At 36.5% G+C, this 26,759-nt stretch carries 20 protein-coding genes; 10 read left to right on the forward strand and 10 right to left on the reverse strand.

The features are described from left to right. Positions 1-214: 214 nt before the first annotated feature. The gene (locus tag B8967_RS11640; protein ID WP_084086207.1) at positions 215-1,261 is read left to right on the forward strand and encodes a hypothetical protein; all 1,047 of its coding nucleotides are present in this window, start codon (positions 215-217) and stop codon (positions 1,259-1,261) included. Positions 1,262-1,325: 64 nt separating this feature from the next. Here the strand turns inward: B8967_RS11640 and B8967_RS11645 are convergent, their stop codons facing one another. From B8967_RS11645 to B8967_RS11660, 4 genes are all read right to left on the reverse strand, one after another. Beyond that, positions 1,326-3,422 (reverse strand): M13 family metallopeptidase, encoded by a 2,097-nt coding sequence (locus B8967_RS11645; protein WP_084086208.1) that lies wholly within the window; start codon positions 3,420-3,422, stop codon positions 1,326-1,328. 448 nt (positions 3,423-3,870) lie between these two features. Further along, positions 3,871-5,928, reverse strand: coding sequence for a M13 family metallopeptidase (locus B8967_RS11650; protein WP_047487574.1), 2,058 nt, complete (start codon positions 5,926-5,928; stop codon positions 3,871-3,873). A 77-nt stretch (positions 5,929-6,005) separates the two neighbouring features. Further along, a complete protein-coding gene (locus B8967_RS11655) occupies positions 6,006-9,404 on the reverse strand; it encodes a glycosyltransferase (protein ID WP_084086209.1) in 3,399 nt (1,132 codons plus the stop codon). Between the two features lie 87 nt (positions 9,405-9,491). Continuing rightward, on the reverse strand, positions 9,492-10,742 hold the full coding sequence (locus B8967_RS11660; RefSeq protein ID WP_084086210.1) for a CinA family nicotinamide mononucleotide deamidase-related protein: 1,251 nt from the start codon (positions 10,740-10,742) through the stop codon (positions 9,492-9,494). 116 nt (positions 10,743-10,858) lie between these two features. On the opposite strand from B8967_RS11660, the gene B8967_RS11665 reads away from it, so the two are divergent. Further along, positions 10,859-11,332, forward strand: coding sequence for a DUF7832 domain-containing protein (locus tag B8967_RS11665; protein WP_047487568.1), 474 nt, complete (start codon positions 10,859-10,861; stop codon positions 11,330-11,332). Between the two features lie 38 nt (positions 11,333-11,370). Here B8967_RS11665 and B8967_RS11670 read toward each other — a convergent pair whose 3' ends face one another. From B8967_RS11670 to B8967_RS11680, 3 genes are all read right to left on the reverse strand, one after another. Next, positions 11,371-11,913: a lipocalin family protein gene (locus B8967_RS11670; RefSeq protein WP_084086211.1), complete on the reverse strand. Its 543-nt coding sequence runs from the start codon at positions 11,911-11,913 to the stop codon at positions 11,371-11,373. A 72-nt stretch (positions 11,914-11,985) separates the two neighbouring features. Continuing rightward, positions 11,986-12,720, reverse strand: coding sequence for a LytR/AlgR family response regulator transcription factor (locus tag B8967_RS11675; RefSeq protein WP_084086311.1), 735 nt, complete (start codon positions 12,718-12,720; stop codon positions 11,986-11,988). A gap of 64 nt (positions 12,721-12,784) precedes the next feature. Next, entirely contained in the window at positions 12,785-14,569 is a 1,785-nt protein-coding gene (locus tag B8967_RS11680) for a histidine kinase (protein ID WP_084086212.1), read from the reverse strand. Between the two features lie 267 nt (positions 14,570-14,836). On the opposite strand from B8967_RS11680, the gene B8967_RS11685 reads away from it, so the two are divergent. The 3 genes from B8967_RS11685 to B8967_RS11695 all read left to right on the forward strand — a co-directional run bounded on the left by B8967_RS11685 (position 14,837) and on the right by B8967_RS11695 (position 19,219). Continuing rightward, positions 14,837-16,588 carry an amidohydrolase family protein gene (locus B8967_RS11685; protein WP_084086213.1) on the forward strand — a complete coding sequence of 584 codons (1,752 nt, stop codon included), beginning with the start codon at positions 14,837-14,839 and terminating at the stop codon, positions 16,586-16,588. A gap of 201 nt (positions 16,589-16,789) precedes the next feature. Next, the gene (locus tag B8967_RS11690) at positions 16,790-17,464 is read left to right on the forward strand and encodes an SIMPL domain-containing protein (RefSeq protein ID WP_047487552.1); all 675 of its coding nucleotides are present in this window, start codon (positions 16,790-16,792) and stop codon (positions 17,462-17,464) included. Between the two features lie 153 nt (positions 17,465-17,617). Beyond that, on the forward strand, positions 17,618-19,219 hold the full coding sequence (locus B8967_RS11695; protein WP_084086214.1) for a DUF4139 domain-containing protein: 1,602 nt from the start codon (positions 17,618-17,620) through the stop codon (positions 19,217-19,219). A 330-nt stretch (positions 19,220-19,549) separates the two neighbouring features. Here the strand turns inward: B8967_RS11695 and B8967_RS11700 are convergent, their stop codons facing one another. Further along, the gene (locus B8967_RS11700; protein WP_084086215.1) at positions 19,550-20,755 is read right to left on the reverse strand and encodes an NAD(P)/FAD-dependent oxidoreductase; all 1,206 of its coding nucleotides are present in this window, start codon (positions 20,753-20,755) and stop codon (positions 19,550-19,552) included. Positions 20,756-20,872: 117 nt separating this feature from the next. On the opposite strand from B8967_RS11700, the gene B8967_RS11705 reads away from it, so the two are divergent. Further along, the gene (locus tag B8967_RS11705) at positions 20,873-21,253 is read left to right on the forward strand and encodes a SpoIIAA family protein (RefSeq protein WP_084086216.1); all 381 of its coding nucleotides are present in this window, start codon (positions 20,873-20,875) and stop codon (positions 21,251-21,253) included. Positions 21,254-21,325: 72 nt separating this feature from the next. Here the strand turns inward: B8967_RS11705 and B8967_RS11710 are convergent, their stop codons facing one another. Continuing rightward, the gene (locus B8967_RS11710; RefSeq protein WP_052188571.1) at positions 21,326-22,525 is read right to left on the reverse strand and encodes an MFS transporter; all 1,200 of its coding nucleotides are present in this window, start codon (positions 22,523-22,525) and stop codon (positions 21,326-21,328) included. Positions 22,526-22,705: 180 nt separating this feature from the next. On the opposite strand from B8967_RS11710, the gene B8967_RS11715 reads away from it, so the two are divergent. Then, positions 22,706-23,605 carry an AraC family transcriptional regulator gene (locus B8967_RS11715; RefSeq protein ID WP_084086217.1) on the forward strand — a complete coding sequence of 300 codons (900 nt, stop codon included), beginning with the start codon at positions 22,706-22,708 and terminating at the stop codon, positions 23,603-23,605. Positions 23,606-23,839: 234 nt separating this feature from the next. Here B8967_RS11715 and lipA read toward each other — a convergent pair whose 3' ends face one another. Continuing rightward, positions 23,840-24,706 (reverse strand): lipoyl synthase, encoded by an 867-nt coding sequence (gene lipA / locus B8967_RS11720; protein WP_047487538.1) that lies wholly within the window; start codon positions 24,704-24,706, stop codon positions 23,840-23,842. Between the two features lie 219 nt (positions 24,707-24,925). Between lipA and B8967_RS11725 the strand changes: the two genes are divergently transcribed. The 3 genes from B8967_RS11725 to B8967_RS11735 are packed head-to-tail and all read left to right on the forward strand — an operon-like array spanning position 24,926 to position 26,666. Further along, positions 24,926-25,363, forward strand: a complete 438-nt coding sequence (locus tag B8967_RS11725; protein ID WP_084086218.1) for a DUF6526 family protein — start codon at positions 24,926-24,928, stop codon at positions 25,361-25,363. Positions 25,364-25,382: 19 nt separating this feature from the next. Next, entirely contained in the window at positions 25,383-25,550 is a 168-nt protein-coding gene (locus B8967_RS11730; protein WP_081988964.1) for a phosphatidate cytidylyltransferase, read from the forward strand. A gap of 9 nt (positions 25,551-25,559) precedes the next feature. Further along, entirely contained in the window at positions 25,560-26,666 is a 1,107-nt protein-coding gene (locus B8967_RS11735) for a DNA topoisomerase IB (RefSeq protein ID WP_084086219.1), read from the forward strand. The last annotated feature ends 93 nt before the right edge of the window (positions 26,667-26,759 follow it).

A 26,759-nucleotide genomic window follows, 5' to 3' on the forward strand; every position in this document is an offset into this window, starting at 1 on the left:
CAAGATTTTTCTTGATTTATTTAAATTTAGCTATTATTACTTATCATACAATCACCATCTTACGATATCACTAAGCTATGAAAAATAAACAAAAGTAAACCATAGAAAGATAAAATAAAATTTTGGCCTACTTTGATCAAACATATGTTAAAATAAAAAATCCTCCAACGTAAGGAAAAAATATTCTTTATATTTAAATAAAGTAAACACAATAATGAAAGATGTAAAGATTGCTTTTCGAAAACCAATATATCCTGTTTCAGAAGCACTAGAGCAGTATTTGGAAAAACACAACAGAACCACCAAGATCCAGTTTCTATATGAAGACCTGCTAAGATTCAGCGACAGTGTGAATATTCTGGATAAGGAAGGCAAAGATACTTTGTGGCTCGGGGTATTGTATTCTGAATATGAGTTTAAAGAAATAGAGGCTAATTTAAATAAGATTTATACCCTTCTTCATTCCGACGGAGATGAAGCGACTTTACCCTATCTGAAAGTAGATACGATCGACTTCTGTACTTTCGGAAATTCTAAACCTTTCCGAATTCGGGTGAGAAATATTCTGAATGACAATTATACCAATTTTTATATTAAGCAGGCCGATGCCTCACGCATATACGGACTGGAAATTGAAGACCTTCTTTCTCCCAACCGGGTTAACTTTCTAATTTACAAAAACACCTTAATAGAAGAACATATCTTAGGAATTCCCGGGGATGTTTTTATTCAGAAATACCTACCGAATTGTACAGAATCGGAAAAAGCGCAAATTTCCAAGGAATTTGTAAAATTCAATGAACGCTGCCTTATTGGGCTACTTGGTGACATGCGCTCTTATAATTATGTTATCATTCCTATACACGATTTTGATCAGGTTATTTACAGAATTCGTCCCATCGATTTTGATCAGCAAAGCTACGAGGGGAATTTGAAAGTGTATCTCCCTCAGTATTTCAAAGAAAACAACCTGATGGTTAGTATGGTATTAGAAAAATTGAAAACTAATTCCATAGAGCAATATCGTAAAGAGGTACGTTCACAAATTGTAAAAAGAGTGACCAGTAGCAAAAGCAGATTCGATGAACTCCTTTCTATTATGAAAAAAGAAAACATTGCCCCTGAGGCCAATGTTACAGAGCTAAAAACAGCTTTACAAAAACTTACTTACGATGTAAATTTCAAGTATTGTAAAACGATGGGAGATATTATAGAAACCGGAATAAAGTTCGTTATCCGAAATTATAAGAAAGCGTATTAAAAAGAGAATCCATCTCACATTGAATTGAGACGGATTCTTTCTTTTCTAACAATTTTTGGTATTACTACCAGATTTTTATTCTGTCTTGAGGAGCTTTATACATTTTATCACCAGGTTTAATATCAAATGCTTTGATAAATGCATCCTGATTAACTAATGGTCCAAATGCTCTGTACACTCCCGGAGAGTGAGGATCTGTTTTTACCTGATTGATCATATACTGATCCGTAGCTTTTGTTCTCCAAACCGTTGCCCAGCTTAAGAAAAATCTCTGATCCTGAGTAAATCCACTGATCTTACCTGGATTTCCTTTATCTTTTAAATACATTTGAAGGGCATCATAAGCCACAGATACACCACCTAAGTCACCGATATTTTCTCCGCTTGTAAATTTACCGTTTACAAAACTTCCTTTTACAGGTTCATAAGCATTGTATTGAGCTGCAAGCTGTCCTACTTTTGCATCAAAGTTCTTGCGGTCAGCATCTGTCCACCAGTTATTAAGGTTTCCGTCACCATCGAAACGGGAACCACTGTCATCAAATCCGTGAGAGATTTCATGCCCGATAACCGCTCCAATACCACCGAAATTCACCGCTGCATCTGCTTTAGGATTATAGAAAGGAGGCTGAAGGATTGCTGCCGGGAATACTATTTCATTATTTGATCCACTGTAGTAGGCATTGACAGTCTGTGGAGACATTCCCCATTCTGTTTTATCAACAGGTTTTCCTACTTTATCTAAACTTCTCTGATACTGCCATGCCGCTACATTCTGAAGGTTAGAGTATAATGTTGCTCCCTGATTGGTAGATTCCACTTTCAATTGGGTATAATCTTTCCATTTATCCGGATAAGCAATCTTTACTGTAAATTTAGACAGTTTCTCCTGAGCTTTTACTTTTGTTTCCGGAGACATCCAGTCTATATTGGCGATGTGCGTTTTAAATGATTTTAAAAGGTAGTCAATATAAGTTTCCATCTGCTGTTTTGCTTCCGGAGTAAAATATTTCTCAACATATAATTTACCGAAAGCTTCACCAAGAACCCCATTAACCATGGTAAGACCTCTCTTGTTCATTGGACGCTGCTCTTTCTGTCCCTGAAGATATTTTGCATAGAAATCAAATCTGATTTGCTCTAAACTTTCATCTAAATTACTTGCATTACCGTTAATCAGGTGATACTTCAGATAGTCTTTTAACAACGGAAGGTTTTTTTGCGTCACAAACTGATCCATATTCTGGTAATATTTCAGTTCTCCGATGATTACTCTGTCTGTATTCACCCCTGCATCTTTCAAATATTTTGCAAGGTCTATATTTTTAACAAGCCCTGAAAGCTCAGATACATTTTTAGGATTGTATCTCAGGTTAGCATCTCTGTTCTGCTCAAGAGTCAATAAATAATTGGCAAGCTGTTTCTCGAAATCAACCACATTCTGCCCTGCCTGAGCTGAATTCTTATATCCTAAAACCCCGAATAGTTTTCCGACATAAGCCTGATATTCTGCTAAAGTTTTAGTATTTGCGTCGTTTACTTTCTGATAATAATCTCTTCCCAGACCAAGATCCGGACCTCCCAGATATACAGCATTCATTTTAGAATTCTTCATATCTGCGCTTACTCGCCAGCCGTAGAATGAATTATCTCCTAATCTCGTTGCTTCCAAAAGATACTTCTGAAGATCATTAAGGTTTTTAATGGCATCAATTTTTGTCAAATCACTTTTTATAGGTGATAAACCATCTGCATTTCTTTTGCTGGTATCCATAAAAGAAGCGTACAGATTCTGAATTTTCTGACCTTCAGTTCCTTCAGCATATTTTTCAGACAAAATTTTGTTTAAGATGTCCAGAGAAGCATCATCCACATTTTCCCTCAATGCATTGAAAGACCCCCAATTTGCTTTATCAGACGGAATCTGAGTATTCTTCACCCAATTTCCGTTTACATAGCTAAAAAAGTCATCCTGTGGACGCACATTTGTATCCATATATGATACATTAATTCCCTCATCTTTTACTTCTCCTTTTACTGTCTCGGCAACGACTGCCGTAGCTTCAGTTTTTGTATCTGTCCCTGCAGTCTTTGCTGTACCACAAGAATTAAGAAATACAAGACCTGAAAGGGCAAGTATTCCAATATTTAGCTTTTTCATTAAAGATATTTTTGATTTTACACAAACTTATCAAATATACAAACTTTAATGATAATAGTTGAGGGATAATTGGAAAATGATAGAGTATATTTAGTTCAAGGAATTGGGAATACGGGGATTGAGTTTCGGGGGTAATGTGGGTTTTAAATTCGGATGGGTTTATGTTAGGTTTTGGCTAAAGCCTGATGGATGGGTATTTATGAAGAAAGCGGACTAAAGTCCGCTTCTATTGATGGATGATATTTGCTTTATAAGTAAACCGGTTATAAACCACCCCGTCAAAAATTCTTTGAATTTTCGACACCCCTCCAGAGGAGGGGAATGATGGAGGTCTTTTATTTACAAATGATGAGTAAGATATCAGTACTTCTAACTTCTTATTAAATCCCTACTACCTACTACCTACCAACTATAAAAAAAACCGTTCATTGCTGAACGGTTTGTATGATTACCAGATTTTAATTCTGTCTTCAGGAGCTTTGTATAGCTTATCTCCTTTTTTCACGTCGAATGCTTTGTAGAATGAATCAACATTGATCAGCGGGCCGAAGCTTCTGAAGTACCCCGGAGAGTGTGGATCTGTCTTCACCTGATTGATCATGTATTTCTCACTTGATAATGTTCTCCAAACAGTTGCCCAGCTTAAGAAGAATCTCTGATCCTGAGAGAATCCACTGATTTTTCCTGGGTTTCCTTTATCTTTTAAGTACATCTGAAGAGCGTCATATGCAATATTTACCCCTCCTAAGTCAGCGATATTTTCACCATTTGTGAAAGTACCGTTTACAAAAGTTCCTTTTACAGGCTCATATTTGTCATATTGAGAAGCAAGAGCTTTTGTAGCTTTCTCGAAGTTGGCTTTATCTTCCGGAGTCCACCAGTCTACTAAGTTACCGTCTGCATCAAACTGAGCACCTGAATCATCAAATCCGTGGCTCATTTCGTGACCGATAACAGCACCAATTCCACCGAAGTTTACAGCAGCATCAGCTTTAGGATTGAAGAATGGCGGCTGAAGGATTGCAGCAGGGAATACGATTTCGTTGTTTACCGGGTTATAGTAAGCATTTACCGTTTGTGGAGTCATTCCCCATTCTGATTTATCAACCGGCTTACCAATTTTAGCTAAATCTTTATTGTACTGCCATTCAGCAATATTCTGAAGGTTTTTGTATAATGTTCCGTCTTTAGATTCTGGAGTGATTTCTAATTTTGAATAATCTTTCCATTTGTCCGGATAAGCAACTTTCACTGTAAATTTGTTCAGTTTTGTCATTGCTTTTGCCTTTGTAGTAGCAGACATCCACGCTAAATTGTTGATGTGAACCGCAAAGCTTTTCTTTAAATAGTCGATCAATTCTACCATTTGAGCCTTAGCTTCTGCAGGGAAGTATTTTTCAACATATAATTTTCCGAAAGCTTCTCCCAAAGAACCATTGATCAACTCAAATCCTCTTTTGTTTAAAGCTCTCTGCTCCTGCTGACCTCTAAGATATTTACCATAAAAAGCAAACCTCATATTTCCAAGGTTCTCACTTAAGTAAGAAGCACTTCCGTTGATCAGGTGGAATTTTAAATAATCTTTGATGACAGGAAGGTTTTTAGCATTCACCAGTTGATCAAAGTTTTTATAATATCCTAATTCTCCGATAATTACCTTATCAGAATTCACCCCTACTTTTTTAAGGTAAGCAGGAAGGTCAACTCCTTTTACCAAAGCAGAAAGCTCAGCCATTGTCTGAGGGTTATACTGAAGAGTATTATCACGGCTCTGCTCATTTGTCAGATAAGTTTTAGCAATGCTTTTCTCGTAATCAACGATACCTTTTGCTGCTTCATCCGCATTTTTGTATCCTAATTCTTTAAGCATTGAAGCTACATATTTCTGATATTCAGCAATAGCTTCTGTATTTTTTTCGTTTACTTTCTGATAATAATCTCTTCCTAAACCAAGAGATGCTTCCCCTAAGTAAACAGCGTTCATTTTAGAGTCTTTCAGATCTGCATATACGCCCCATCCATAGAAATTATTTTCGCCTTCTTTAGTTACAGAAGCAAGATAATTCTGAAGATCAGCAACATTTTTGATGGCATCAATTTTAGTCAGATTTCCCTGAATAGGTTTGATTCCGTCTGCATTTCTCTTCTGCATGTTCATATATGTAGCATACAGATCCTGGATTTTTTTACCTTCGCTTCCATCAGCAAATTTATCCTTCAAAAGCGAGTTCAGGATCGTCATGGAGTTGTTATCCGTGTCTTCAGCTAATTTGTTGAAACTTCCCCAAGTTGGCTTATCAGAAGGAATTTTGGCAGTTTTCATCCATGTTCCACTCACGTAGTTATAAAAATCATCCTGCGGACGTACAGAAGTATCCATAAGGCTAATATCCAAGCCTGTATCTGTGCTGTTTACAACTGTTTTAGTTACTTTAGCCTGGGCATTCACTGTATTTTGTGAACATATTCCTGCTAATAAAAACAAAGAAAGCGTTAGTTTTTTCATTATGATAACAATTTATACAATATGTATGATTTATTTACTATTTGTTACTTTTTTATAAAAACAAATTTAAACAAATATTAAGAAGTTGCTATCTCTTTTACATTTCCTGTTCTTTTCAGGAATCCCCAGGTCTGTATTTCGCCTTTCAGAGCTTTTCTTAAACTTTTAAACAGTACGATATACATCAGCCATCGGTATCCAAATCTCTGCGGAATAACATACAGCAGATTGGTTAATCTTTCACGCTGCATAATAAAGGCGATCAAAGCTAAAGAAGCATCCACCAAAAGGAATATCAGGTAATAGCTAAATATTTTACTGCCATTTCCGGATAAAATTCCAAAAAACATGATGACGTCGGCCAATGGTGAGAAAAACGGTATAATGTATTGGAATAAGAGGATATTAGGCATCGCCCAAAGTCCCAATCCTTTATATTGGGGATTAAGAAAGGTCTGTTTCTGCTTCCAGAACATCTGCATAATTCCGTAAGTCCAGCGGAAACGCTGTTTCAGAAACTGTTTTACGGTTTCCGGAGCTTCAGTAACGGCTATCGCTCTGTTTTCATTCGCTACGGTGTAGCCCGCTTTCAAAATCTTCACCGTAATATCACAGTCTTCTGCCAGGGTATCCGAAGAATACCCTCCCGCTTCTATGATCACGGATCTTTTAAACGCCCCAATAGCACCGGGAATCACCGTAATTGCATTGATGTGGGCATAAGCAAGTCTGTCAAAATTCTGGCTTGTGGTATATTCTATGGCCTGCCATTTTGTAAGCCAGTTTACGGTATTTCCTACTTTAACATTTCCTGCCACAGCAGCAATCTTTTCTTCAGAACTCGCGTTTAGAAATCTTGCAATCAGATATTTTATAGCATCCTTCTGCAGTTGAGTATCTGCATCAATGCATACTACATATTCAGCATCTGTTTGCGAAATCCCAAAATTTAAGGCTGTCGCTTTTCCACCATTTGTTTTTGTGAAAATTTTCAGCTTTGGATTATCCGGAAATGCTTCTTTTGCCTTCTCATAGGTTGAATCCTTACTTCCGTCATCCACCATAATAATATTAAAATTCGGATAGGTCTGTTTCAGCAAATTCTGTAAAGAAGAGACAATATTGACTTCCTCATTATACGCCGGAACAATAATGGACACTTTAGGATAGGATTCCAGAACCGGAAATTCACTCAGATTTTTCTCTTTTCTTTTTTCTTTAAATGCCCAATAAGCCATCAGTAATAATCTGATCAATCCTAATACAATAAAGATTGTAAATAGGGCAACCAGAAAATGACTTATTCCATAAATTACAGTAGCCAATACCAGATTAAGTTGCATGATGTAATAAGATCGTGTTTTAGGGATTTCCGGCATCAGCTCACTTCTGCTTTTATGCAGCAGGTTGGTAAGATTCGTAAAATGGTATCCTTGTTTCTGAAGTGTTGGAATTAAAACTTTCAATGCTTTTACAGTTTCTTCTCTGGTGTCTCCTCCGGCATCATGAAGCAGGATAATATTTCCTCTTTCCTGTTTTACTCCTGCTAATACACGCTTTACAATTTCATCAGCTTTTATGCCCGGCTGCCAGTCTTCAGGGTCTATATTCTCTCCGATATCCAGATAATTCTGCTGTCTTGCCAGCGCTACCGGAATAATTTCTTCTGAAGTAGTAGGCTCTGAATCGGCATTATAAGGTGCTCTGAACAGAATTGTACTGTGCCCTGTGACACATTCTATAAGCAGTCTTGTTAGTTTTAACTCTAATAAAGCTCTTTCCGGGCTTACTTTAGCAACATTCTCATGGGTAAAGGTGTGGTTTCCTATTTCATGTCCTTCCCGATAAATTCTTTTGACAAGTGGGAGGTTTTTTTCAGCATTTAATCCTACTAAAAAGAAAGCTGCCGGAACATGATATTTCGATAATATATCCAACACCTGAGGGGTATATGTTTCATCGGGACCGTCATCAAATGTCAGCACCAGTTCTTTTTGAGGGGCACTTCCATATTTCTTTACTTCATAAGAGCTCGGATACGTAATATAATTTTCATCTGTTATAATTTTCTCTTTGGGATCAATTTCCAATGCTATTTTTCCGTCATGAGGGGTATTCAGTACATCTAAAACTTCACCATCTCCTATATAATCTACCATTGTCTGGCCTTTTACATTCTCCAGCGTCTTTAGATTCAGTTTGGAAAGACCGGCAAATGTCAGATCCTTATCATAGAAGTTCCAGACTCTGCTGTCTTCACTTCCCAATCTCCAAAGTGCCGTTCCTGCCAATGGATATTCGGATGAAAAGCGCATGGTATTGAAAATAGAAGCAGCATCATTGAAAAATACGGTATGGGTAAGATTTTTAGAATCTGTATAAGAGTAATTCAGATTAAAGGTATTGTCATTATAATCAATGACCGCTTTACTGGCACTGGCTTTTGTAATCGCCTGCATATAGGTAACCGAAGTATTGTCATCTGAATTGGAACTCCAGTCATAGCCATAAGCTCCTAACCCCAGAATAATCTTGTTGGGAGCCGTCTTTTTTACAATTTTCCCGGTTTGTTCCTCTATCCATTTTTGAGATGAAATGGGTCCGGCATCGCCGCTTGCGGAATATTCATCATAGGCCATCAGTACAAAGTAATCTACATATGGATCTAATCTCTGGATATTATAATCATCATTATCCGTCATGATATCCATGGTCACCAGCAATTGATTCTTTTTAAATGTTTCCGAAAGCTCTTTCATAAAAGCGATCAGGTTCTCATCGGAATCAAGATTCATATCCTCAAAGTCAATATTAATTCCTTTGAAATGATATTTTATACATTGCTGGGTGATTTTTTGGATAAGATGTGTTCTTTTCTGTGGATCGTTAAGGACTTTTCCTAATCCTTCAGAACGGAATTCCCTGTCGGAATTATTACTCAGGATCGGCATTGCGGCAACACCCGTTCTTTTAAGAATTTTATATCCTTCAGGGTCGATATTGGTTTTCAGATCTCCTGTTTTGGGATCGAGAAAAAACCATTCCGGAAAAACAAGATTAATATGTCTGATATTTCTTTTTAAAGACATCAGCGATTGTGGATCCCAGGCCACATAAAATGCAGAACGGATTCCTCCCGGAAACTGCGCCCAGTTTCGGTTTTGGTTCTTCAGTCTTTCGGCTCTTGCCTCTTCAATCTTAGAAAGACTGGTATGCATTGTCTTTTCAGAAATAAAGCTTCTGAATCCCTTATATTCTTTAGAAATTTTATTCTCCTGAAGATAGGGTTTGCTAGCAGTAATAACAGCTTTATAGTCTTCTTTAAAAGGAATTTTTGGATTTCTGTCCAGGGTCATCATCAGACCTAAAGCAAGCAACAGCAGAGCCGCAACAAAAATAAATATGCGGCTACTCCACTGTACACTTTTCCAGCGTTTCTTACTATTGGTTTGAAAAATCTGTTTTGAGTTTTCCACGTTTATGAAATTTATGGAATGACCTCAAAAAGTGTGAAAAAGTATACCAGAATTAATTAAAAAAAAATTAAAAAAGAAGGTGATCTATTAAGAATTTACTAAAAGGCTTACTACATCCTGAATAATCTTTTGAGAAACGAAATCCATAAAATCCACTCTCTCCAGATGGGGCATATATAATTTAGAGGTTACTTCCTGATCATTGATCCTGATTGTATAGAAAACGGTTCCTACTTCTTTACCATCCTCACCTTTTCCGGGCCCTGCAACACCGGTTGTAGAAAGAGAAATATGGCTGTCAAATAATTTTTGAACACCTTCTGCCATTTCCTGTGCTACCTCTTCACTGACCACAGTATATTGGTCTATCGTTTCCTGAGAAACATTTAAAATCTTCACTTTTTTCTCTGTGGCATATGCTACGACCCCACCAAGAAAATATCTTGAACTTCCGGAAACAGAGGTAATCATTTTAGCAAGTCCGCCTCCTGTGCAGCTCTCTGCAGTAGAAATCGTCAGCTTTCTATCAGTAAGCATTTCCGCCAGGATATTTTCAATTTTATCTTCAGAGGTTGCAATAACATGATCTTTTATGAACGGCAAAAGTTTTTGGATTTCTTCTTCGGTCTGTTGTTTTAAAAGATCTTCGTTATCACCGGATGCTGTAAGCCTAAGTTTAACACGTGTTCCTACCGGAAGGTAAGACAGGGCTATATTCTCGGGAAGAGCCAGTTCCCAGTTTTCAATGGTGTCAGCCAGGATACTTTCAGGGATTCCGACCACGGAAACAATGCGGCTATGGATATAATTAAGGTTAAATTTTTCCTGTAAATAAGGAACAATCTGGTCTTTGATCAGGGGTTTCACTTCATAAGGAACACCCGGAAGGCTGTAGCATAGTTTTCCGTTCTGTTCCATCATCATGCAGGGGGCTGTCCCGTAATGATTTTGGAATACGACAGATTTTGTGGGAACAAAGGCCTGTTCTTTATTCCTTTCCAGGATATCCTGTCTTCCTCTTCTTTCCATATATGCCTTCAGATGGTTAAAAGTAACCTCATCCAGGGCAATTTCATCATCAAAAAATTCAGCCAGTGCTTTTTTGGTTTTATCATCTCTGGTGGGTCCCAGCCCGCCGGTTGTAATGATTAGATCTCCCAGCTCAAAAGCGATGGCAAGTGTATTTTTAATGGTTTCAATTTCGTCCGAAATCGTGAATATCTGAGAAACTTTAATGCCTATATTTTTAAGTTCGGAGGCAATAAAATTAGAATTGGTATCTATTGTATTTCCAGAAAGGATTTCATCACCAATAGTAATCAGAACAGCTTTTTCCATAGATCAGTTTGTTGAAAAAAATTCTCCTGCAAATGACGGAAAAATCTATGGCTGCGGCAACATAAAATGATTTTTTCTATTTTTGATGTCGATTATTTAAAACTATAATTCAAATTATGTCTAAATACGATGACGCCTCATGGCATTATGGCGGTGATTTTCCTGAAGGGCTTCCTGAAAAAAATGGAGCTACCCATACGGGAATGTTCCTGAACTGGTGTATTAATAATGATCTTATTTCTGATGATTTAAAAGAAGATGGTAAGGAAGAAATTGAAAAACTAAAACAGCGGGAAATTACAGGTGCCGAATTTATTATGGATTCCTGTGATGGCAAATTTTCTGAGTATGACCTGAATGATTTAGGAAACAGATTTGCAAAAGATTATTATGCAGATGATACCGATTTCGGAAACAGGTTTAGCTCATTTGCTGATGACTATGTTAATATTTTTGATGCGAAGGCTGAAGAGAGTGATTATGAATATGAAACGTTCTACCACATTGAAGATACTTATGAAAACTACGATCTGATGAGACAGGTTATTGATCATCGTTTTGAAGAATGGAAAGACTATTCTAAAAAATAAAGAGAAAAGAGGCCATCACTTGATAGCCTCTTTTTATGTTATTGATTATGTTTTACCCAGATAAGTTCTTCGGTATTATATCCGAGTTTCTTTGCTTTTTCTATAAATCGCTGGCGCATACTTTCAGGAATATTGGGAGTTCGGGATAAAATCCAGAGGTATTTTAAGCTGCTTCCTGCTACCAGGGCATACTGATATTCTTCATCAATATCAATCACATTATAACCCGCCCAAAACGGCTTGAAAAATGCCACTTTCAGCCGGGCTTCTGTTTTATCTTTTACAAATCTGGCTTCACCAATGGCTTCTTTCCATTCTTTTTTCACGTAATTATAGCCCTTATTATTGACCCTTACTGTTCCATCCGGGTTTTCTGAATATTCTGCGGTGACATTATCCATATTCTTCTCGAAACGGTAATCAAAACGGGCTATTTCATACCATCTTCCGAGATATTTTTTGACATCAAAATTCTTTACAACTTTAGCTCCTTTGGGAACTCCTACTGAATAGGAATTGAACATGATCAATCCGAGTGCTCCCAGCGAAACGGGAAGTATAATTTTGTGAAGAGTTTTCATAACAGAAATTTTGTGTGGTTCTTATAAAAACTTCAAAAATAGTGCCTTTACGTTGTTAAAGAGTGGTAAATTCTATGAAAAAACTTTCAGAAAACCATCTTTAAAACTACCGGAAACCTCAATCTCTGTATCATCAGAAAGCATTACTGTTCCACTTTTATGATAAGATTTCACAAAAGCAGTATTGATAATATGGGAACGGTGTACTCTTACAAAAGGATTTTCCAACAAGTCATCAAAGTGTTTTAAAAAACGGCAAACCATTTTTTTGGAACCATCGGTAAGATATACCTGAGTAAAATTGCCATCTGCCTGAAGCCGGACAATATCCTCAGTTTTCACCACATCAAACCCTTGTAAAGTTGGAAGTATGAGCTGTTGCTTCTCGGGTTTCAGTTTTAAATTTTCAAGCAGAATCTTATTCCTGTTGAGCTCATCTTTTTTCTCAAGGCTCTCAACAACTTTGTTTACCGCCAGAATGAGTTCCTGAATATCAATAGGTTTTAAAATGTAATAACTTGCTGACTTATTTAAAGCCTGTAATGAATATTGTGAGAATGCCGTAATAAAAACGGTTTCATAGGAAAATTCTTTAGTTGCTTCCAGAACATCAAAAGCATTTCCAAAAGGCATTTCTACGTCTAAAAATACCAATTCGGGCTGTTTCTCAGCAATCAGAGGAACAGCTTGTTTTATATTTTCTGCTTCGCCAAGAATTTCCACCTGCGGACAATATTTCGTGATATAATTTCTCAGTACTTCTCTGGCTATAAGTTCATCGTCTACGATTACGGCTTTTATTTTCATAGGATAGGTTTTTGGGTAATAGGTGGCAGGTGATAGTTTGAATATCACAACCGCTCAACTGTTTTTAAAACAGATTAATTTTTATAATCACCAGCACTCCACTATTGTTTTCTTTGTCTTTGACAGCACAGGTTATATTTTTTTTATACAGATCATTCAGCAACTGTATTCTTTCCAGTGTATTTTTCATTCCTCTGCCCTCTCTTGTCTTTTGATGCTGAGTTTTCTGTTTTTTACTTTCTTCAATTCCTATTCCATTATCTTCAATGGTTACCTTTAAATACTGCTCTTCTTTTTCAAAACTCAGTTTTAAAAATCCTTTTTCAGTTCTGTAACGTAATCCGTGCCAGATCGCATTTTCAAGGAATGGCTGTACCAGCATTCCGGGTACCTGCTGGCTATGTACATTGAGGTTTTCATCTACATCCACTTCATAATCAAATTTGTCTGCAAACCGTGTTTTTTCAAGCGCAAGATAGTTCTGAAGAAGATCTAGCTCCTGTTGAAAAGGGATAAAATCTTCTGTAGAGTTTTCCATTACCCCCCGCATCAGCTTAGAGAATTTTGTCAGATACTGATTAGCTTCCAGTTCATTATTGGTGGCTATAAAATGGTTTACGCTATTCAGACTGTTAAAAATAAAATGAGGATTCATCTCTCTTCTGAGCGACTGAAGGGCAATTTTTTTATTTTTTATCTGAACTTTTTTCAAGGTTCTGAAAATAAAAATGACAAGTCCGGTCAACAGGATTAAAGCTCCAATCAGTCCATAATTGAATACATTTTTCTTGCGGATCAGCTCATCTTTCAGTTCTCTTTCTTTTTCAAGCTGAGAAATACGCTGTTCTGTATCTTCCAGAATTTTATTGTCTACCAGACTTCTGTCTTTAGAAACCAGATCAGGCAGTTTTCCTAAAAAATCCCTGTACAATGACACTGAAGCATCTGTATTTCCTGATATATTGTAAAGGCTGTCCAGCTTTTTCACACTTCTCTGTGCTTCCAGTGTATGTCCTTTATCTAAAGCAATTCCATAGGCATTTTTTAATAAGGTTACAGCTTCCTCTTTATCGTTCTTCTTTATATAAATATCTGCCAGCTCCTGAATCTGATTAACTTTCTCCTGAGAATCATCTTTTACAAAGTCTTCTTTCATCACCTTCTTTTTGGCTTCTATCGCTTTATCGAATTTTTTATTTTCAACATACAGATTCGCCAATCTCTGATTAATTTCCAATGCCTGCTGTGGGGCTTCTTTTTTTGAAATTTTGTAGGCAGCATTCAGGTTATCTTCTGCTTTAGATACCTCGTTCTGTTGTATATTGACATCTGCCAACTGGCTGTAGCCTTCTGCTAAACCGGTCTGTTCTTTTTCTTTTCTAATGATATTAATATTACTCTGGATGGCTTCAGTTTTCTGCTCAGGTGTAGGAGAAGAAAGCCTGGCTACATCATTGGAATTGACGGCCCTGCTTTTTTCAGAATACCCCACTTGGGCTGCCATACTGTAATTGCTGATGGCAGGTGATATTTTATTCTGCTTTTCCTGAGATTGGGCCAATCTTCGGGTTACTTTTTCAATATTGGGTTTATCATTGACCTTTTCATAGATCTTTTTAGCTTTTGTATAATATTCCTCGCTTTTCGGAAAGTTCCCGTCATTGAAAAACGTTTCCCCAATATTATAGTAAGAATCGGCCTGAGCAGGTTCGTTTTTGGTATCAATAGCTTTTTTCAGCTTCTTGGTTTCTACCTGAACTTCTTCCACAGCCTTAGTACTGCTTTGAGAATAGGTGATATTTCCCAAAATCATGAGTAAAAGGGTCGTAAAAAGTTTAAGTATTTTCATAAAACAAAGATATACATATATACAGTCTGCTCAAAAACTATTCACCAAGTGAAGCTGCCCGTTCACCAAGTTGAGCTTTCTATGGCCACATGACCAGATTAAGTTATTAATAATGCTGATCCCAAGGAATACAGTATATTATGAATCTCAGTGTAAAATATGCTTAACCATCAAGCGATACAGCGTTCATTAAAAAACACAAAACATTATCATTCAATTCAATAAGGCTTTATTATATTTGCACCATCACCTCACCATATAAAGATCATGAAAAAATTTCAAATAGCATTAGCCATTATCCTCTGTTTCAATGGTATTCGGGCCCAGGTCTATATTCAAAATGTTACCATCGCAGATGTCATTCATAAGAAAATGATTCCCGCTCAGACTATTATTATAAATAACGGAAAGATTACCAAAATAAAGCCTAGCAAACAAATCAAGATACCTCAGAATTCTCATGTGATCAACGGTGAAGGGAAGTATCTGATCCCGGGAATGACGGACTCCCATATTCATTTTTTTCAAAGTGGAGGGTTATATACAAGACCTGATGCACTCGATTTGAGAAAGCATGTTCCGTATGAGGAAGAGATCAGCTGGGGACATCATAATATGGAAAATCTTCTTCAGTATTATCTTAAAGCCGGAATAACTTCTGTGATTGATCCCGGGGCCACCTATCATTTTCTTCTTCTCAGGGATTCTTTAAAAAGGAATGAAAGATTACCTTCTGTCTATATGTCCGGACCTCTTATTACCACCTATGAGCCTGAAGTTTTTAAAAACCTCAACAAGGATGAACCTTTCAAGCTGGCGCTAACGGCAGAAGACGCCAGAAAATGGGTACAGGAACAGCTTCCTTATAAACCGGACTTTATCAAGATATGGTATATTGTTTTGGGAGATGCCAAAAAAAAGAAAGAGGAAGCTCAAAAACTTGAACCTGTAATAAAGGCTACTATTGAAGAAGCCCACAAAAACAATCTTAAAGTAGCAGTACATGCTACGGAACGTTTTACAGCAGAAACAGCGGTGATGAACGGTGCTAATTATCTTGTACACAATATAGAAGACGAAGTGGTTTCAGATGATTTTGTAAAACTTTTGCAGTCTAAAAAAGTGATCTTATGCCCTACCCTGACCGTAATGGACAATTATTATGACACCTATGCACAGAAGAAACATTACAATACCTATGAGCTTGAGCATTCCAATCCGAAAAGTATTGGTTCTATGTATGATTTAAAGCATCTGGAAGACACCTCAGATTCTGCAATGATAAAGAAATATAAACTAAGATTCAATTCTCCTCAGATAAAAGCCTATACTTCAAAAACTGATTCTATCAGAAGAATTAATCTCAAAAAACTGACCGATGGCGGAGTAACGATCGCTGCCGGTACAGATGCCGGAAATATTGGAACTCAGCATGGCACTTCTTTTATCACAGAACTTAAAGCTATGAAAGAAAGTGGTATGAACAGCTGGCAAATTCTCCAGTCTGCAACTATCAACCCAGCTAAAATTCTGAACAAAGAAGCACAATATGGCAGCATAGAAGAAGGAAAGGTTGCAGATCTGATTCTGTTGAATGCCAACCCTATTGAAAATCTGGAAAACCTTACCCAGATTGATACCGTTATCAAAAACGGGCAGCCTCTTAATCCCAATACAATAGCGGAAACAACAAATGAAATGCTGGTTCAGCAACAGGTAAATGGTTATAATGCCAGAAATATAGATGCCTTTCTGGAGCCTTATGCAGAAGATGTGGAGCTGTATTCATTTCCTTCTAAATTATTAAGTAAAGGAAAAGAAGCCATGAGAAAGAGCTATGAGAAGTTTTTTGCCGATCATCCTGACCTTCATTGTGAAGTCAGACAGAGAATCACCAACCTAAATACCATTATTGATAGAGAAAGTGTTTCCGGGGTGAAACCGGATAAAAAGATAGAAGCTACCGCTATTTACGAGATCAAAAATAATAAAATAGCAAAGGTTTATTTTCTGTATTAATCTAGTTTTCTCTCTTTTTATAAGCTGATATAATAACTTAACAGTTTAGTAATTTAAAGCAATCTTATGAAGAGATTGCTTTTTTGTAACCCTTCACCAAGTGAAAGTTCCTTTTCACCAAGTCTCCCGTTTTTCAGTTTCAGATCTCCCTAATTTTACTTCAGAATTTAAAATTATTTACAATTAAAAAAACAGGAAATTATGAAATTGAAACATTTTTTATTAATCGGAATTTTAACTTTGGGGAGCTTTGTAAATGCTCAGGAAGTAAAGAAAAATGCAATTGAAGTAACCGGTGTTGCCGAAATGGAAATAGAACCCGATGAAATCATTTTCAGTATCGGAATAAAGGCAGACAACAAAAATGAACTGGCAGACAATGAAAAGAAATTGTTCGAAACCTTAAAGAATGCCGGGGTAAAGAATGAAGACATCAAATTTAAATCGATGTACCAGAATATATACTCTAAAACGGCCAAGTTTACTAAAAACTACCAGTTTAAAGCCAATACAAAATCAAACATCAGTAAGATTTTTGAGGACCTTAATCAGAAATGGGTAAGCAACCTGAATATTGCAGAGGTAAAGAATACCAAGATTGCAGACTTCAGAAAAACAGTAAAAATCAATGCTTTAAAAGCAGCCAAAGAAAAGGCAGATTACCTGTTGGAAAGCATGGGTAAAAAAACTGGAAATGCTATTGAAATCATAGAAATAGAAGATTATACCAGTGATACTATAATGCCTGTTGCTTACAAAGGCAGAATGAACAGTGTACAATTGGAAATGGCAGACGCTGCAGTAGATTATTCTTTTGACAATATCGAAAATATCAAACTGAAATACAGTATCAAAACAAGATACGAAATCCTTTAGAAATAACAGATTTAAGAAGACAGCCTCAAAAGGGCTGTTCTTCTTTTTTATGCACTTTCAGATTGACCAAGTGAAACCTGCACTTCACCAAGTCTCCCAAATTTCAACCTTAAATAGGGATAATTTTACACTAGAAATTCAAAATAATAAACGATGAAACATTACTTTTTACTATTAATGACATTTTCAGTTGTTTTTTTAAAAGCACAGGAAATCAAGAAAGAAATTGATGTAAAGCAGGCTACCGTATTTCTGCAAGGTGCCAAAGTCTTTGGAAATACTAATGTGAGTCTTCAAAAGGGAATAAATAAGGTAAGAATTATCAATCTTCCCAATAATCTGGATGAGAATACCTATAAAATCAATCTTGAAAAAAATACGACACTGCTTTCTATCACCCCTCAAAATAATTTTTTGAAAGATGATGAGCTGTCTGAAGGGGAAAAGAAACTGGAAGATGACCGAAAAAAACTTCAGCGACAGGTTAATCTTTTGAATATTCAGGTGAAGAACCTTACGGGAGAGCAGCACATCATCAATGATAATTTAAAGGTATCGGCCAATGATAAATCTACTCCTCAGGAACAGCTTATTAAGCTCACTGAATTTTACAGAAAGCGAATGCTGGAAATTGACAACCAGGTCTTTTTACTGAATGAGCAGAAAGAGGTTCTTGATGAAAGTATTGCCAAACTTAATAAACAGTCTGCTGAGGAACAAACACACAAAAATACCAACAGAAAAGAGCTCCTGCTTGAAATTCTTGCTGATCATGAAACCAGCCTGAATTTAGGGGTAAGCTATATTGTTTCTGATGCCGGCTGGATTCCTTCTTATGATTTGCGTGCAGAATCTGTAAAGAAGCCGCTTGAAATGATTTATAAAGGAAAAATCTATCAGAAAACAGGTCAGGACTGGAAAAACATCAAACTGTTTGTTTCCACATATAGGCCTTCCTATAACCAAAACAGGCCCATTTTATCTCCACTGTATGTTGCTGAATATACGCCTTACAATCCTCAAATAGAAGTAGCCGGTTATCAAATTAAAAAAGAAGCAGCAGCAGTAAATGCCTATCAGATGAGAGAAGATAAAGCAATAACCCCAAGCCAAGTTCCTATAGCTTCTGTCTCTGACAGCCAAATGAATGTGATTTATGAACTTAATTACAATCAGACCATTGTAAGTCAGGAAAAAGAACAGTATGTTATCCTTGATAAAAAGCAGATTGATGCCACTTACAAATACCATACAGTTCCGAAAGTTAACAACCAGGTATTCCTGATGGCTTTTGTAAAAAACTGGCAGCATCTCAACCTTATTACAGGAGAAGCGAATATCTATTTTGAAGATAATTATATTGGAAAAACAACCATCACTAGTAATTATGTAAAAGATGAATTCCCTATTTCCCTGGGAGTAGATGAAAGAATCACAGTAAAAAGGATTAAACTGGAAGATAAGACATCACAAAAAGCAATGAATTCCAATAAATGGGAAACAGAATCTTATCAGATCAGTATCCGAAACAATACCAAAGAAAGTATTGAACTGGAAATTCTGGATCAGCTACCGATCAGTGAGAATTCTAAAATTTCTGTTAAGGCAATAGATACCGGAGGCGGAAATCTTGATGAAAAAACAGGAAGTATTCTATGGAACAAAAACATCAGCTCGGGAGGTTCAGAAAAAATCAACTTCTCTTATGAAGTAAAGTATCCGAAAGATATGCAAATCCAGTATTACAGCAGGTAATTTTAAAACCGATGACTAAATTGTAGTCATCGGTTTTTTATTATGAAACAGCTTACTTTATTACAACCACAAATCGAAGATTATCTCCTTTCAGTCGATGAATGTTATTTCAACGTAGTCAAGAGGTATAAAAGCTTCTTGAACACTTAAGTTATTTTAAGTGACAAGCTTTGCGTATAAGAAGTACGCTTAAGTTCTGAAAATCTGCGATTTTTATGGAGATCATGATGAATATTACGATGGGAGACGTGATATTCCCCTCCTCCGGAGGGGTGGCAAAAATTCTTTGAATTTTTGACGGGGTGGTCTTACAACAATTGACCTCCCTTATTACCGTCCAAATTTAAAATAGCGCGATAAGGCATGTTTTTTATTTTTCATAAACAGAGAAGCCATTTCCATTCCTGTTACAGAAAAGGTGATTCCATTTCCACCAAATCCCAGAACAAAATAGGAGTTCCTGAACTTTTTATGTTCCCCAATATAGGGAAGTCCGTCTTTGGTTTCCCCAAAAGTTCCGGCCCAAACGAAATCCGTATAAAAATGATAATCCGGTTTTATTTTCTTTAGGGTTTTCAGTATTTCTTTTTCTTTTTTATTCAATATTGCATCTCTTTTTCCGGCATCATAAAAATCTTCATCTCCACCTCCTATTAAGAGTCTCCCGTCATCAGTAGTCCTCATATACAGATAAGGATCATCAGTATTCCAGACTAATGTATTCCTGATATTTTTAAATTTATCTGTGTCAACTTCTGAAACCACGGCATATGTACTTTTCAGGTTTACAAAATTTTCCTTTATCATACTTTTGCTTTCATAACCGATACAGTAGATGATTTTCTTTGCTTTGATCTGACATCCACTATCGACAGTAACCAGGTTAAACCCTTTATGATAGTCTACTTTTACCATTTCAGTTTTATCAAATATTTTCAGTCCTTTTTTTACATTGTGGCTGAATAATTCATGGGCAAAGTGAAAAGCATCGAAGCTGGCTCCTTGTTTTGATACAATTCCTCCAAAGGTATTTTCAAATCCGAATTCTTCCAATACCTGGGCTCCGCTTACCCATTTCACTTCAAAACCGGCCTTTTTTCTGGTTTTATACTCTTTTTGCAGCCATTCGACATCTTTCTTTCTGGAAGCAAAATACAGTGATTTTTTCCGTTTGAATCCTGCATCTGATTTTATTAATGAGGAAAGCATCTCAAGAGTATCAATAGCATCAGAGCAAGCTTTGTAACTTAAAACTGCCCCCTTTTCTCCTATCTTGTCTATTAATTCAAAAAGAGGTACATCTATTTCATACTGCAGCATTGAAGTAGTAGCTGAAGTACTCCCGTTACACAGCTCCCGTTTATCAATAAGGAGGGTATCGTATCCGTCTCTTACCATCTGATGGGCTATAAGGCTTCCCGTAATTCCACCACCAATAATAAGAACATCACATTTTTCATCTGATTTCAGAGAGGGATATGATGTCATTAATCCATTCTTTAAAAGCCAAAAAGGCTCATTTGATTTGAGATCCATATTAATATTTTACATTAAAAATAACAATATTTGTGCGAATTTTAACAACTTATTGGCAACTTATGGTTTAATTATTGTTCTTTCACTTAAAATCAAACCACCATAAAATATTTTACTATGATAACAATTATTCCAGAAGCTCCGGAGAATGTTGCGGCATTCAATGCAACGGGAGAAGTGACGAGAGAGGATTTTGAAAGACTGGTAATTCCGCGTGTCAAAGAGAAAGTAGATCAATTTGGCGAGCTTAATTATTTACTGTACCTGGATACTGATCTGGATAAATTTACCATAGGGGCATGGCTTGAAGATGCTCTTTTAGGATTAAAAAACCTCACCAAATGGAATCGTACAGCTATTGTCACAGACAAGGAAGGTGTACAGAACTTTACAGACATTTTCAGTGTCGTTATGCCGGGAGAATTTAAATCTTTTCCAAAAGAAAACTTATACAATGCGCTCTACTGGTGTAAAAACGGAGATGAGGTAGAGGTATAAACCTATTGTAAACAAAAAGCTGTTTCCATCTGGAAACAGCTTTTTTTGTATAAAGAATAAAATCTTTTCTTTTTATTTGTCACATGAAACGCATTCTGTAACGGCTTCTTCTTCAGCAGGTGTCCTACCGTACAAATACATATATCTTACGCTTACGACAACACCTATAAAGGTCATTCCCACCCCTACCAGGGCAGGATAATTGAAAGGCAAGCCATATTCTAATGGAATTCCTCCAAAGAAAGCGCCCATAGCATTGGCAATATTAAAACCGGCCTGCATAAAAGCTGCAGCCATCATTTCACTATTGGGTGCCGCTTTCATCATCATAATATTGATGGGTGAAGCAATAGACATTGACAACGCTCCACACATGAAAGTCAGTACAAGAGCTATATTCTGATGCTCGGAAAGGAAAAAGACTCCTGTTAAAGAGATCATCATCAGGAAAATCAATAATGCACAGGTTTTCTCCGGACCAAGCTTATCTGAAACTACACCGCCCACAAGGTTACCTACTACCATTCCGGCTCCGGCAAGGACCATTACATAAGCCATCTGACTGCTTTGGATCCCCGAGACAACCGTCATTAAAGGAGTAATGTAGCTAAGCCATGTGAAAAGCCCTCCAAATCCAATCGCTGTAATGGTAAGGACCAACCACGACTGTTTATTCTTAAGGAATTTTAATTCCTCCAGGAAATGGGTATTCTGATTGGATTCCATTGCGGGAAGCCACAGTTTTAAAAATAATATGGCAAAAAGCCCGATCACAGCTACAATAGCAAAATACAGCCTCCAATGGAATGTATGTCCAATATACGTCACCAGAGGAACCATGACGAGATTCGCTACGGTAAGTCCCGTAAACATCATCGATATATAAAATGCTTCTTTGCCCTTCCCAGCCATTTTAGCTGCCACTACTGTTCCCACTCCGAAGAATGCTCCATGCGGAAGTCCGGACATGAATCTTATAATCAGCATGGTAGTATAGTTTGGAGCTATAGCAGAAAGTCCGTTGAATAAAGTAAACAGAATCATAAAGGCCATCAATACCTTTTTCGGGGGGAATTTCACCGAATATCCAATAAGAATAGGGGCACCAATAACCACACCCATTGCATAGGCAGAAATTAAATGTCCCGCCTGAGGAATCGTAATTTCCAATGTCTTTGCAATATCCGGCAGTAATCCCATCACGGTAAACTCCGTCGTTCCTATTCCTAATCCACCAATCGCTAACGGGATTATCCTTTTATCAATCTTCATTATATGTTCTTTTTTCTGAAATTATTTTTTAGAAATTAAAAATGGTATTCCATCTTTACTTATGAAAGTGCAAAAATCGAAAGAAATATTGAATTTTACCTCTCTTGAAATGATAAAAATTTGCTCCATATTAACCTTTTTGTTTAATTTTAAATCGAGAAACAATCAAATCAGAACAAAATGAAAATCCAGAAAGAAATTATAGCGTTTGATAAAGGGAAATCTTTCAAGCTTTTTTCACCTTCTTTGAAAAATTGTTTTTTCTGGCATTATCACCCTGAAATAGAGCTTGTTTATGTAGAAGCAAACAATGGAATCCGACATGTGGGAAAGGATATTTCCGCCTTTACAGAAAGTGATTTGCTGTTGATAGGTTCCAATGTACCTCATCTTAATTTTGATTACGGTATTCAGACAGAATGCAAGCAGCTGGTACTGCAAATGCGCGAAAATTTTCTTCAGGATATTATTCTGCCTGTTCCTGAATTTGAAAGCATCAGAAATCTGTTGGAGAGATCTTATCTTGGATTATCCTTTTCAGGGGAAACGAAAAAAATAATCGTAGAAAAACTTCAGGCCATGAAAGAAAAAAATTCTTTTTCATCGCTTATCGGGTTGATAGAAATTCTACAAGTCCTTGCAGATTCTACAGATGTAAAAGAACTCAATAAAGAAGATACCAGAATCAAATGGTTTTTGAATGACAAGATCAGAATGGGAACCATTTACGATTACATCCATGAAAACCATGACAGGAAACCTAATGTGAATGAAATTGCAAAAATAGTAAGCCTGAGCACCCCTGCTTTCTGTCGTTATTTTAAAAAGCAAACAAACATGACCTTCACGGATTTTGTGAATAATTACAGAATCAACCAGGCCAAAATATTTCTGCTGAAAGATTATTCTGTAACGGAAGTTTGTTTTCAGGTAGGGTTTGAGAGCCTTTCTTATTTTAATAAATTATTTAAACAGCATACCGGAGAAACACCGTCTGAGTTTAAAAAAAAACAATTTAAACCTATTGAAATTAATGGAAGGATCGGAATTATTACCAAGGAATCTTCATGTAATAAATAATTCCGAGGGTTTTCAGGTTTCGGCTAAAGCCGAATGGGCTGGGTAATCTTTTTAAAAACGGGCTAAAGCCCGTTCCTATTGAATTTTAATAACAACATGTTCATGCTTTATTATTCTTTATTCTAAAAAAATAAATAACCCATATTATTCACCCCGATAGCCTAAACCCTACTCCCTATTATCTGCCACCTTCTCTATAAAAAAACCGCTCATTTCTGAGCGGCTGTATATTGTCTAGTGAATATGTTTCTCTGCGTGATAAGAACTTCTTACAAGAGGTGAACTTTCAACGTGTCTGAACCCTAAGCTTCTTGCAAAATCTCCAAACTCATCAAACTCTTCCGGAGTAATGAATTTTTTTACAGGAAGGTGTTTCTTAGTAGGCTGCAGGTATTGTCCAAGAGTAATGACGTCTACATTTGCATTTCTGATGTCTTCAATCGTTTGAAAAACCTCGTCTCTGGTTTCTCCCAACCCAAGCATTACACCGGTTTTGGTTCTTCTCTGTCCTGCTTCCTTCAGATATCTTAAAACCTCAAGACTTCTTTCATATTTTGCCTGAATTCTCACTTCTCGGGTTAAACGTTTTACAGTTTCCATATTATGAGAAATTACTTCAGGAGCTACATCCACTAATCTGTCAAGATGCTTGGTAAGTCCCTGGAAGTCCGGAATTAATGTTTCCATTGTGGTTCCCGGAGAAATTCTTCTTACGGCATTTACAGTTTCACCCCAAAGGATTGATCCCATATCTTTCAAATCGTCACGGTCTACAGAGGTAAGAACAGCGTGTTTGATTTTCATTAATTTGATGGAACGGGCAACTTTTTCAGGTTCATCCCAGTTTACATCAAGTGGTTTTCCTGTTTTTACTCCACAAAATCCGCAGCTTCTGGTACAGATATTTCCCAAAATCATGAAAGTAGCGGTACCTTCTCCCCAGCATTCTCCCATATTGGGACAGCTTCCGCTTTGGCAAATTGTGTTGAGTTTATATTTATCAACCAAAGTTCTAAGTTCCCGGTAGTTCTTTCCGGTAGGAAGTTTTACGCGGATCCATTTTGGTTTTTGAACGGTAGTGTCTTGAACTAAATTTTCCATTTCTAAAATTGAAGTTCAAAGTTAAGGATTTTTTAATGGAAACCATCTACCGGAAAAATTGATGAAACTGATAATTCAACAATAAAGTTCTAATTTTCAACAGGAATGACACATTAAAACATTTATTATAATTTGTTTATAATATTATTTTCATACCACAAAACGTCATTTATTATTAATAATATAATTTTTTGGAAAGATTATTGCTGTATTCCCTATATGAAAGAACAGAACTACAGGAATCACAGGAAATTTTATCCACCTCATCATTTTATTTATCTTCCAATATTAATTGTATTGGAGATTTTTGGAATTTATAAAATAACAGATGATCCGGGAAATCAGCTGACCTGGATTTTATTTTCCATTGTAATTTTCCTGCTTTTCTATCTTGCATTTATGACAAGACAGCATTATGCCTTGGGACTTCAGAACAGAATGGTTATTCTGGAGTTTAAGCAGCGGTATTTTGAAATTTTCAATAAAAGATCCGATGAAATTGTTGACCAATTAAAGTTTGATCAAATCGCGGCATTAAGATTCACTTATGATGATGAATTTAAAGAACTTTTAGAAAAAGCTCTCCAGGAAAATATTTCTGGTGATGAAATTAAAAGATCTATAAAAAGATGGAGAGCTGATCTTCTCAGAATCTAACACCCCAAAATATATACTTATGAAAAAATGGAGCATTTACAGTATAGCGATATTAAGCTTGTTAACACTCACAAGTTGTGAAGCAGTAGAAACAATTTTTAAGGCAGGAATGTGGTGGGGAATTATCTTAGTCTGTGCAATAGTAGTGATTCTTTTACTGATTTTTTCGAAGGGTAAAAACTCTTAACCATGTTTTATGGAGAAGAATACAGATTTAGAAATCATTTCTCACCTTAGGCCTTCAAAGATTGTTAAAATCATGAAGGATCCGGAAGCATCTGCAAAGGCGGTACATCTTATATATACCACCGATGCAGAAACTGCCGGAATTACACGTAAAAAGACAGGAAAGAAGTACTCTTATTATATAGACGGAGAAAAAATCAAAGATAAAGAGGAGATTACCAGAATTAATAAGCTGGTTATTCCGCCTGCCTGGGAAAACGTTTGGATCTGTGCGCTGGATAATGGTCATCTTCAGGCTACAGGTTTTGATGTAAAAAAAAGAAAACAATACCGCTACCACCCTCTTTGGAGTGCTTTAAGAAATCACACAAAATTCTATAGAATGCTTCAGTTTGGCTATGCATTGCCGGATATCCGTCTTCAGCTGGAACAGGATCTGGCTTTAAGGAATTTTGAAAAGCGGAAGGTCCTGGCATTAATTGTCAGCCTAATGCAGCGGACCAATATCCGTATCGGCAATAATGTATATGAAAAACTATATGGGTCTTTCGGACTTACCACACTGAAGGATAAACATGTGGAAATAAAAGGGCAAAAAATCAGTTTTTCATTTAAAGGAAAAAAAGGTATTCAGCACCATATTGACCTTAGGAGCAAAAAACTGGCAAGACTCGTCCAGAAATGCAAAGATATTCCGGGAAAGGAACTTTTTCAATATTTTGATGATGAAGGTATCCGTCACTCTATAGACTCCGGAATGGTCAACGAGTATATCAAAGAAATAAGTGGTGAAGATTTTACGGCAAAGGACTTCAGAACATGGTCCGGAACGGTAAGTGCATTAATTGCTTTTAAGGAAATAGGATATGCTGAAAATGATTCTCAATATAAGAAGATGGTAAAAGAAGCACTGGATATCGTTGCCAAATATTTGGGAAATACCGTTGCTGTCTGCAGAAAGTATTACGTACATCCTTTGGTCATCAATCTTTACGAAAACAATACCATAAAAAAATATCTTGATGAGTTAGATGTCATTGAAGAGAATGATGGAAAAGCAGGTCTTACCCAGGAAGAAAAACTTGTTCTTAAAATCCTGGAAAATGAAAAGATGTAAAGGAAATATGTCAATGGTGAATGGTAAGTTTGCTTTGCAGTACATTAGCTCCTAATTTATCTTCATTACAGTTTCCGGATAGGTTCGACATAT

It is taken from the genome of Chryseobacterium sp. YR221 (assembly GCF_900176315.1).
Lineage (GTDB): Bacteria > Bacteroidota > Bacteroidia > Flavobacteriales > Weeksellaceae > Chryseobacterium > Chryseobacterium rhizosphaerae.

What these genes read in the sequence shown, in the direction of transcription:
- B8967_RS11685 (WP_084086213.1), top strand. Translation starts at nt 14,837, where the DNA reads ATGAAAAAATTTCAAATAGCATTAGCCATTATCCTCTGTTTCAATGGT.
- B8967_RS11735 (WP_084086219.1), top strand. Translation starts at nt 25,560, where the DNA reads ATGGAGAAGAATACAGATTTAGAAATCATTTCTCACCTTAGGCCTTCA.
- B8967_RS11660 (WP_084086210.1), bottom strand. Translation starts at nt 10,742, where the DNA reads ATGGAAAAAGCTGTTCTGATTACTATTGGTGATGAAATCCTTTCTGGA.
- B8967_RS11705 (WP_084086216.1), top strand. Translation starts at nt 20,873, where the DNA reads ATGATAACAATTATTCCAGAAGCTCCGGAGAATGTTGCGGCATTCAAT.
- B8967_RS11675 (WP_084086311.1), bottom strand. Translation starts at nt 12,720, where the DNA reads ATGAAAATAAAAGCCGTAATCGTAGACGATGAACTTATAGCCAGAGAA.
- B8967_RS11700 (WP_084086215.1), bottom strand. Translation starts at nt 20,755, where the DNA reads ATGGATCTCAAATCAAATGAGCCTTTTTGGCTTTTAAAGAATGGATTA.
- B8967_RS11710 (WP_052188571.1), bottom strand. Translation starts at nt 22,525, where the DNA reads ATGAAGATTGATAAAAGGATAATCCCGTTAGCGATTGGTGGATTAGGA.
- B8967_RS11715 (WP_084086217.1), top strand. Translation starts at nt 22,706, where the DNA reads ATGAAAATCCAGAAAGAAATTATAGCGTTTGATAAAGGGAAATCTTTC.
- B8967_RS11680 (WP_084086212.1), bottom strand. Translation starts at nt 14,569, where the DNA reads ATGAAAATACTTAAACTTTTTACGACCCTTTTACTCATGATTTTGGGA.
- B8967_RS11730 (WP_081988964.1), top strand. Translation starts at nt 25,383, where the DNA reads ATGAAAAAATGGAGCATTTACAGTATAGCGATATTAAGCTTGTTAACA.
- B8967_RS11640 (WP_084086207.1), top strand. Translation starts at nt 215, where the DNA reads ATGAAAGATGTAAAGATTGCTTTTCGAAAACCAATATATCCTGTTTCA.
- B8967_RS11725 (WP_084086218.1), top strand. Translation starts at nt 24,926, where the DNA reads ATGAAAGAACAGAACTACAGGAATCACAGGAAATTTTATCCACCTCAT.
- B8967_RS11665 (WP_047487568.1), top strand. Translation starts at nt 10,859, where the DNA reads ATGTCTAAATACGATGACGCCTCATGGCATTATGGCGGTGATTTTCCT.
- B8967_RS11695 (WP_084086214.1), top strand. Translation starts at nt 17,618, where the DNA reads ATGAAACATTACTTTTTACTATTAATGACATTTTCAGTTGTTTTTTTA.
- lipA (WP_047487538.1), bottom strand. Translation starts at nt 24,706, where the DNA reads ATGGAAAATTTAGTTCAAGACACTACCGTTCAAAAACCAAAATGGATC.
- B8967_RS11645 (WP_084086208.1), bottom strand. Translation starts at nt 3,422, where the DNA reads ATGAAAAAGCTAAATATTGGAATACTTGCCCTTTCAGGTCTTGTATTT.
- B8967_RS11670 (WP_084086211.1), bottom strand. Translation starts at nt 11,913, where the DNA reads ATGAAAACTCTTCACAAAATTATACTTCCCGTTTCGCTGGGAGCACTC.
- B8967_RS11650 (WP_047487574.1), bottom strand. Translation starts at nt 5,928, where the DNA reads ATGAAAAAACTAACGCTTTCTTTGTTTTTATTAGCAGGAATATGTTCA.
- B8967_RS11690 (WP_047487552.1), top strand. Translation starts at nt 16,790, where the DNA reads ATGAAATTGAAACATTTTTTATTAATCGGAATTTTAACTTTGGGGAGC.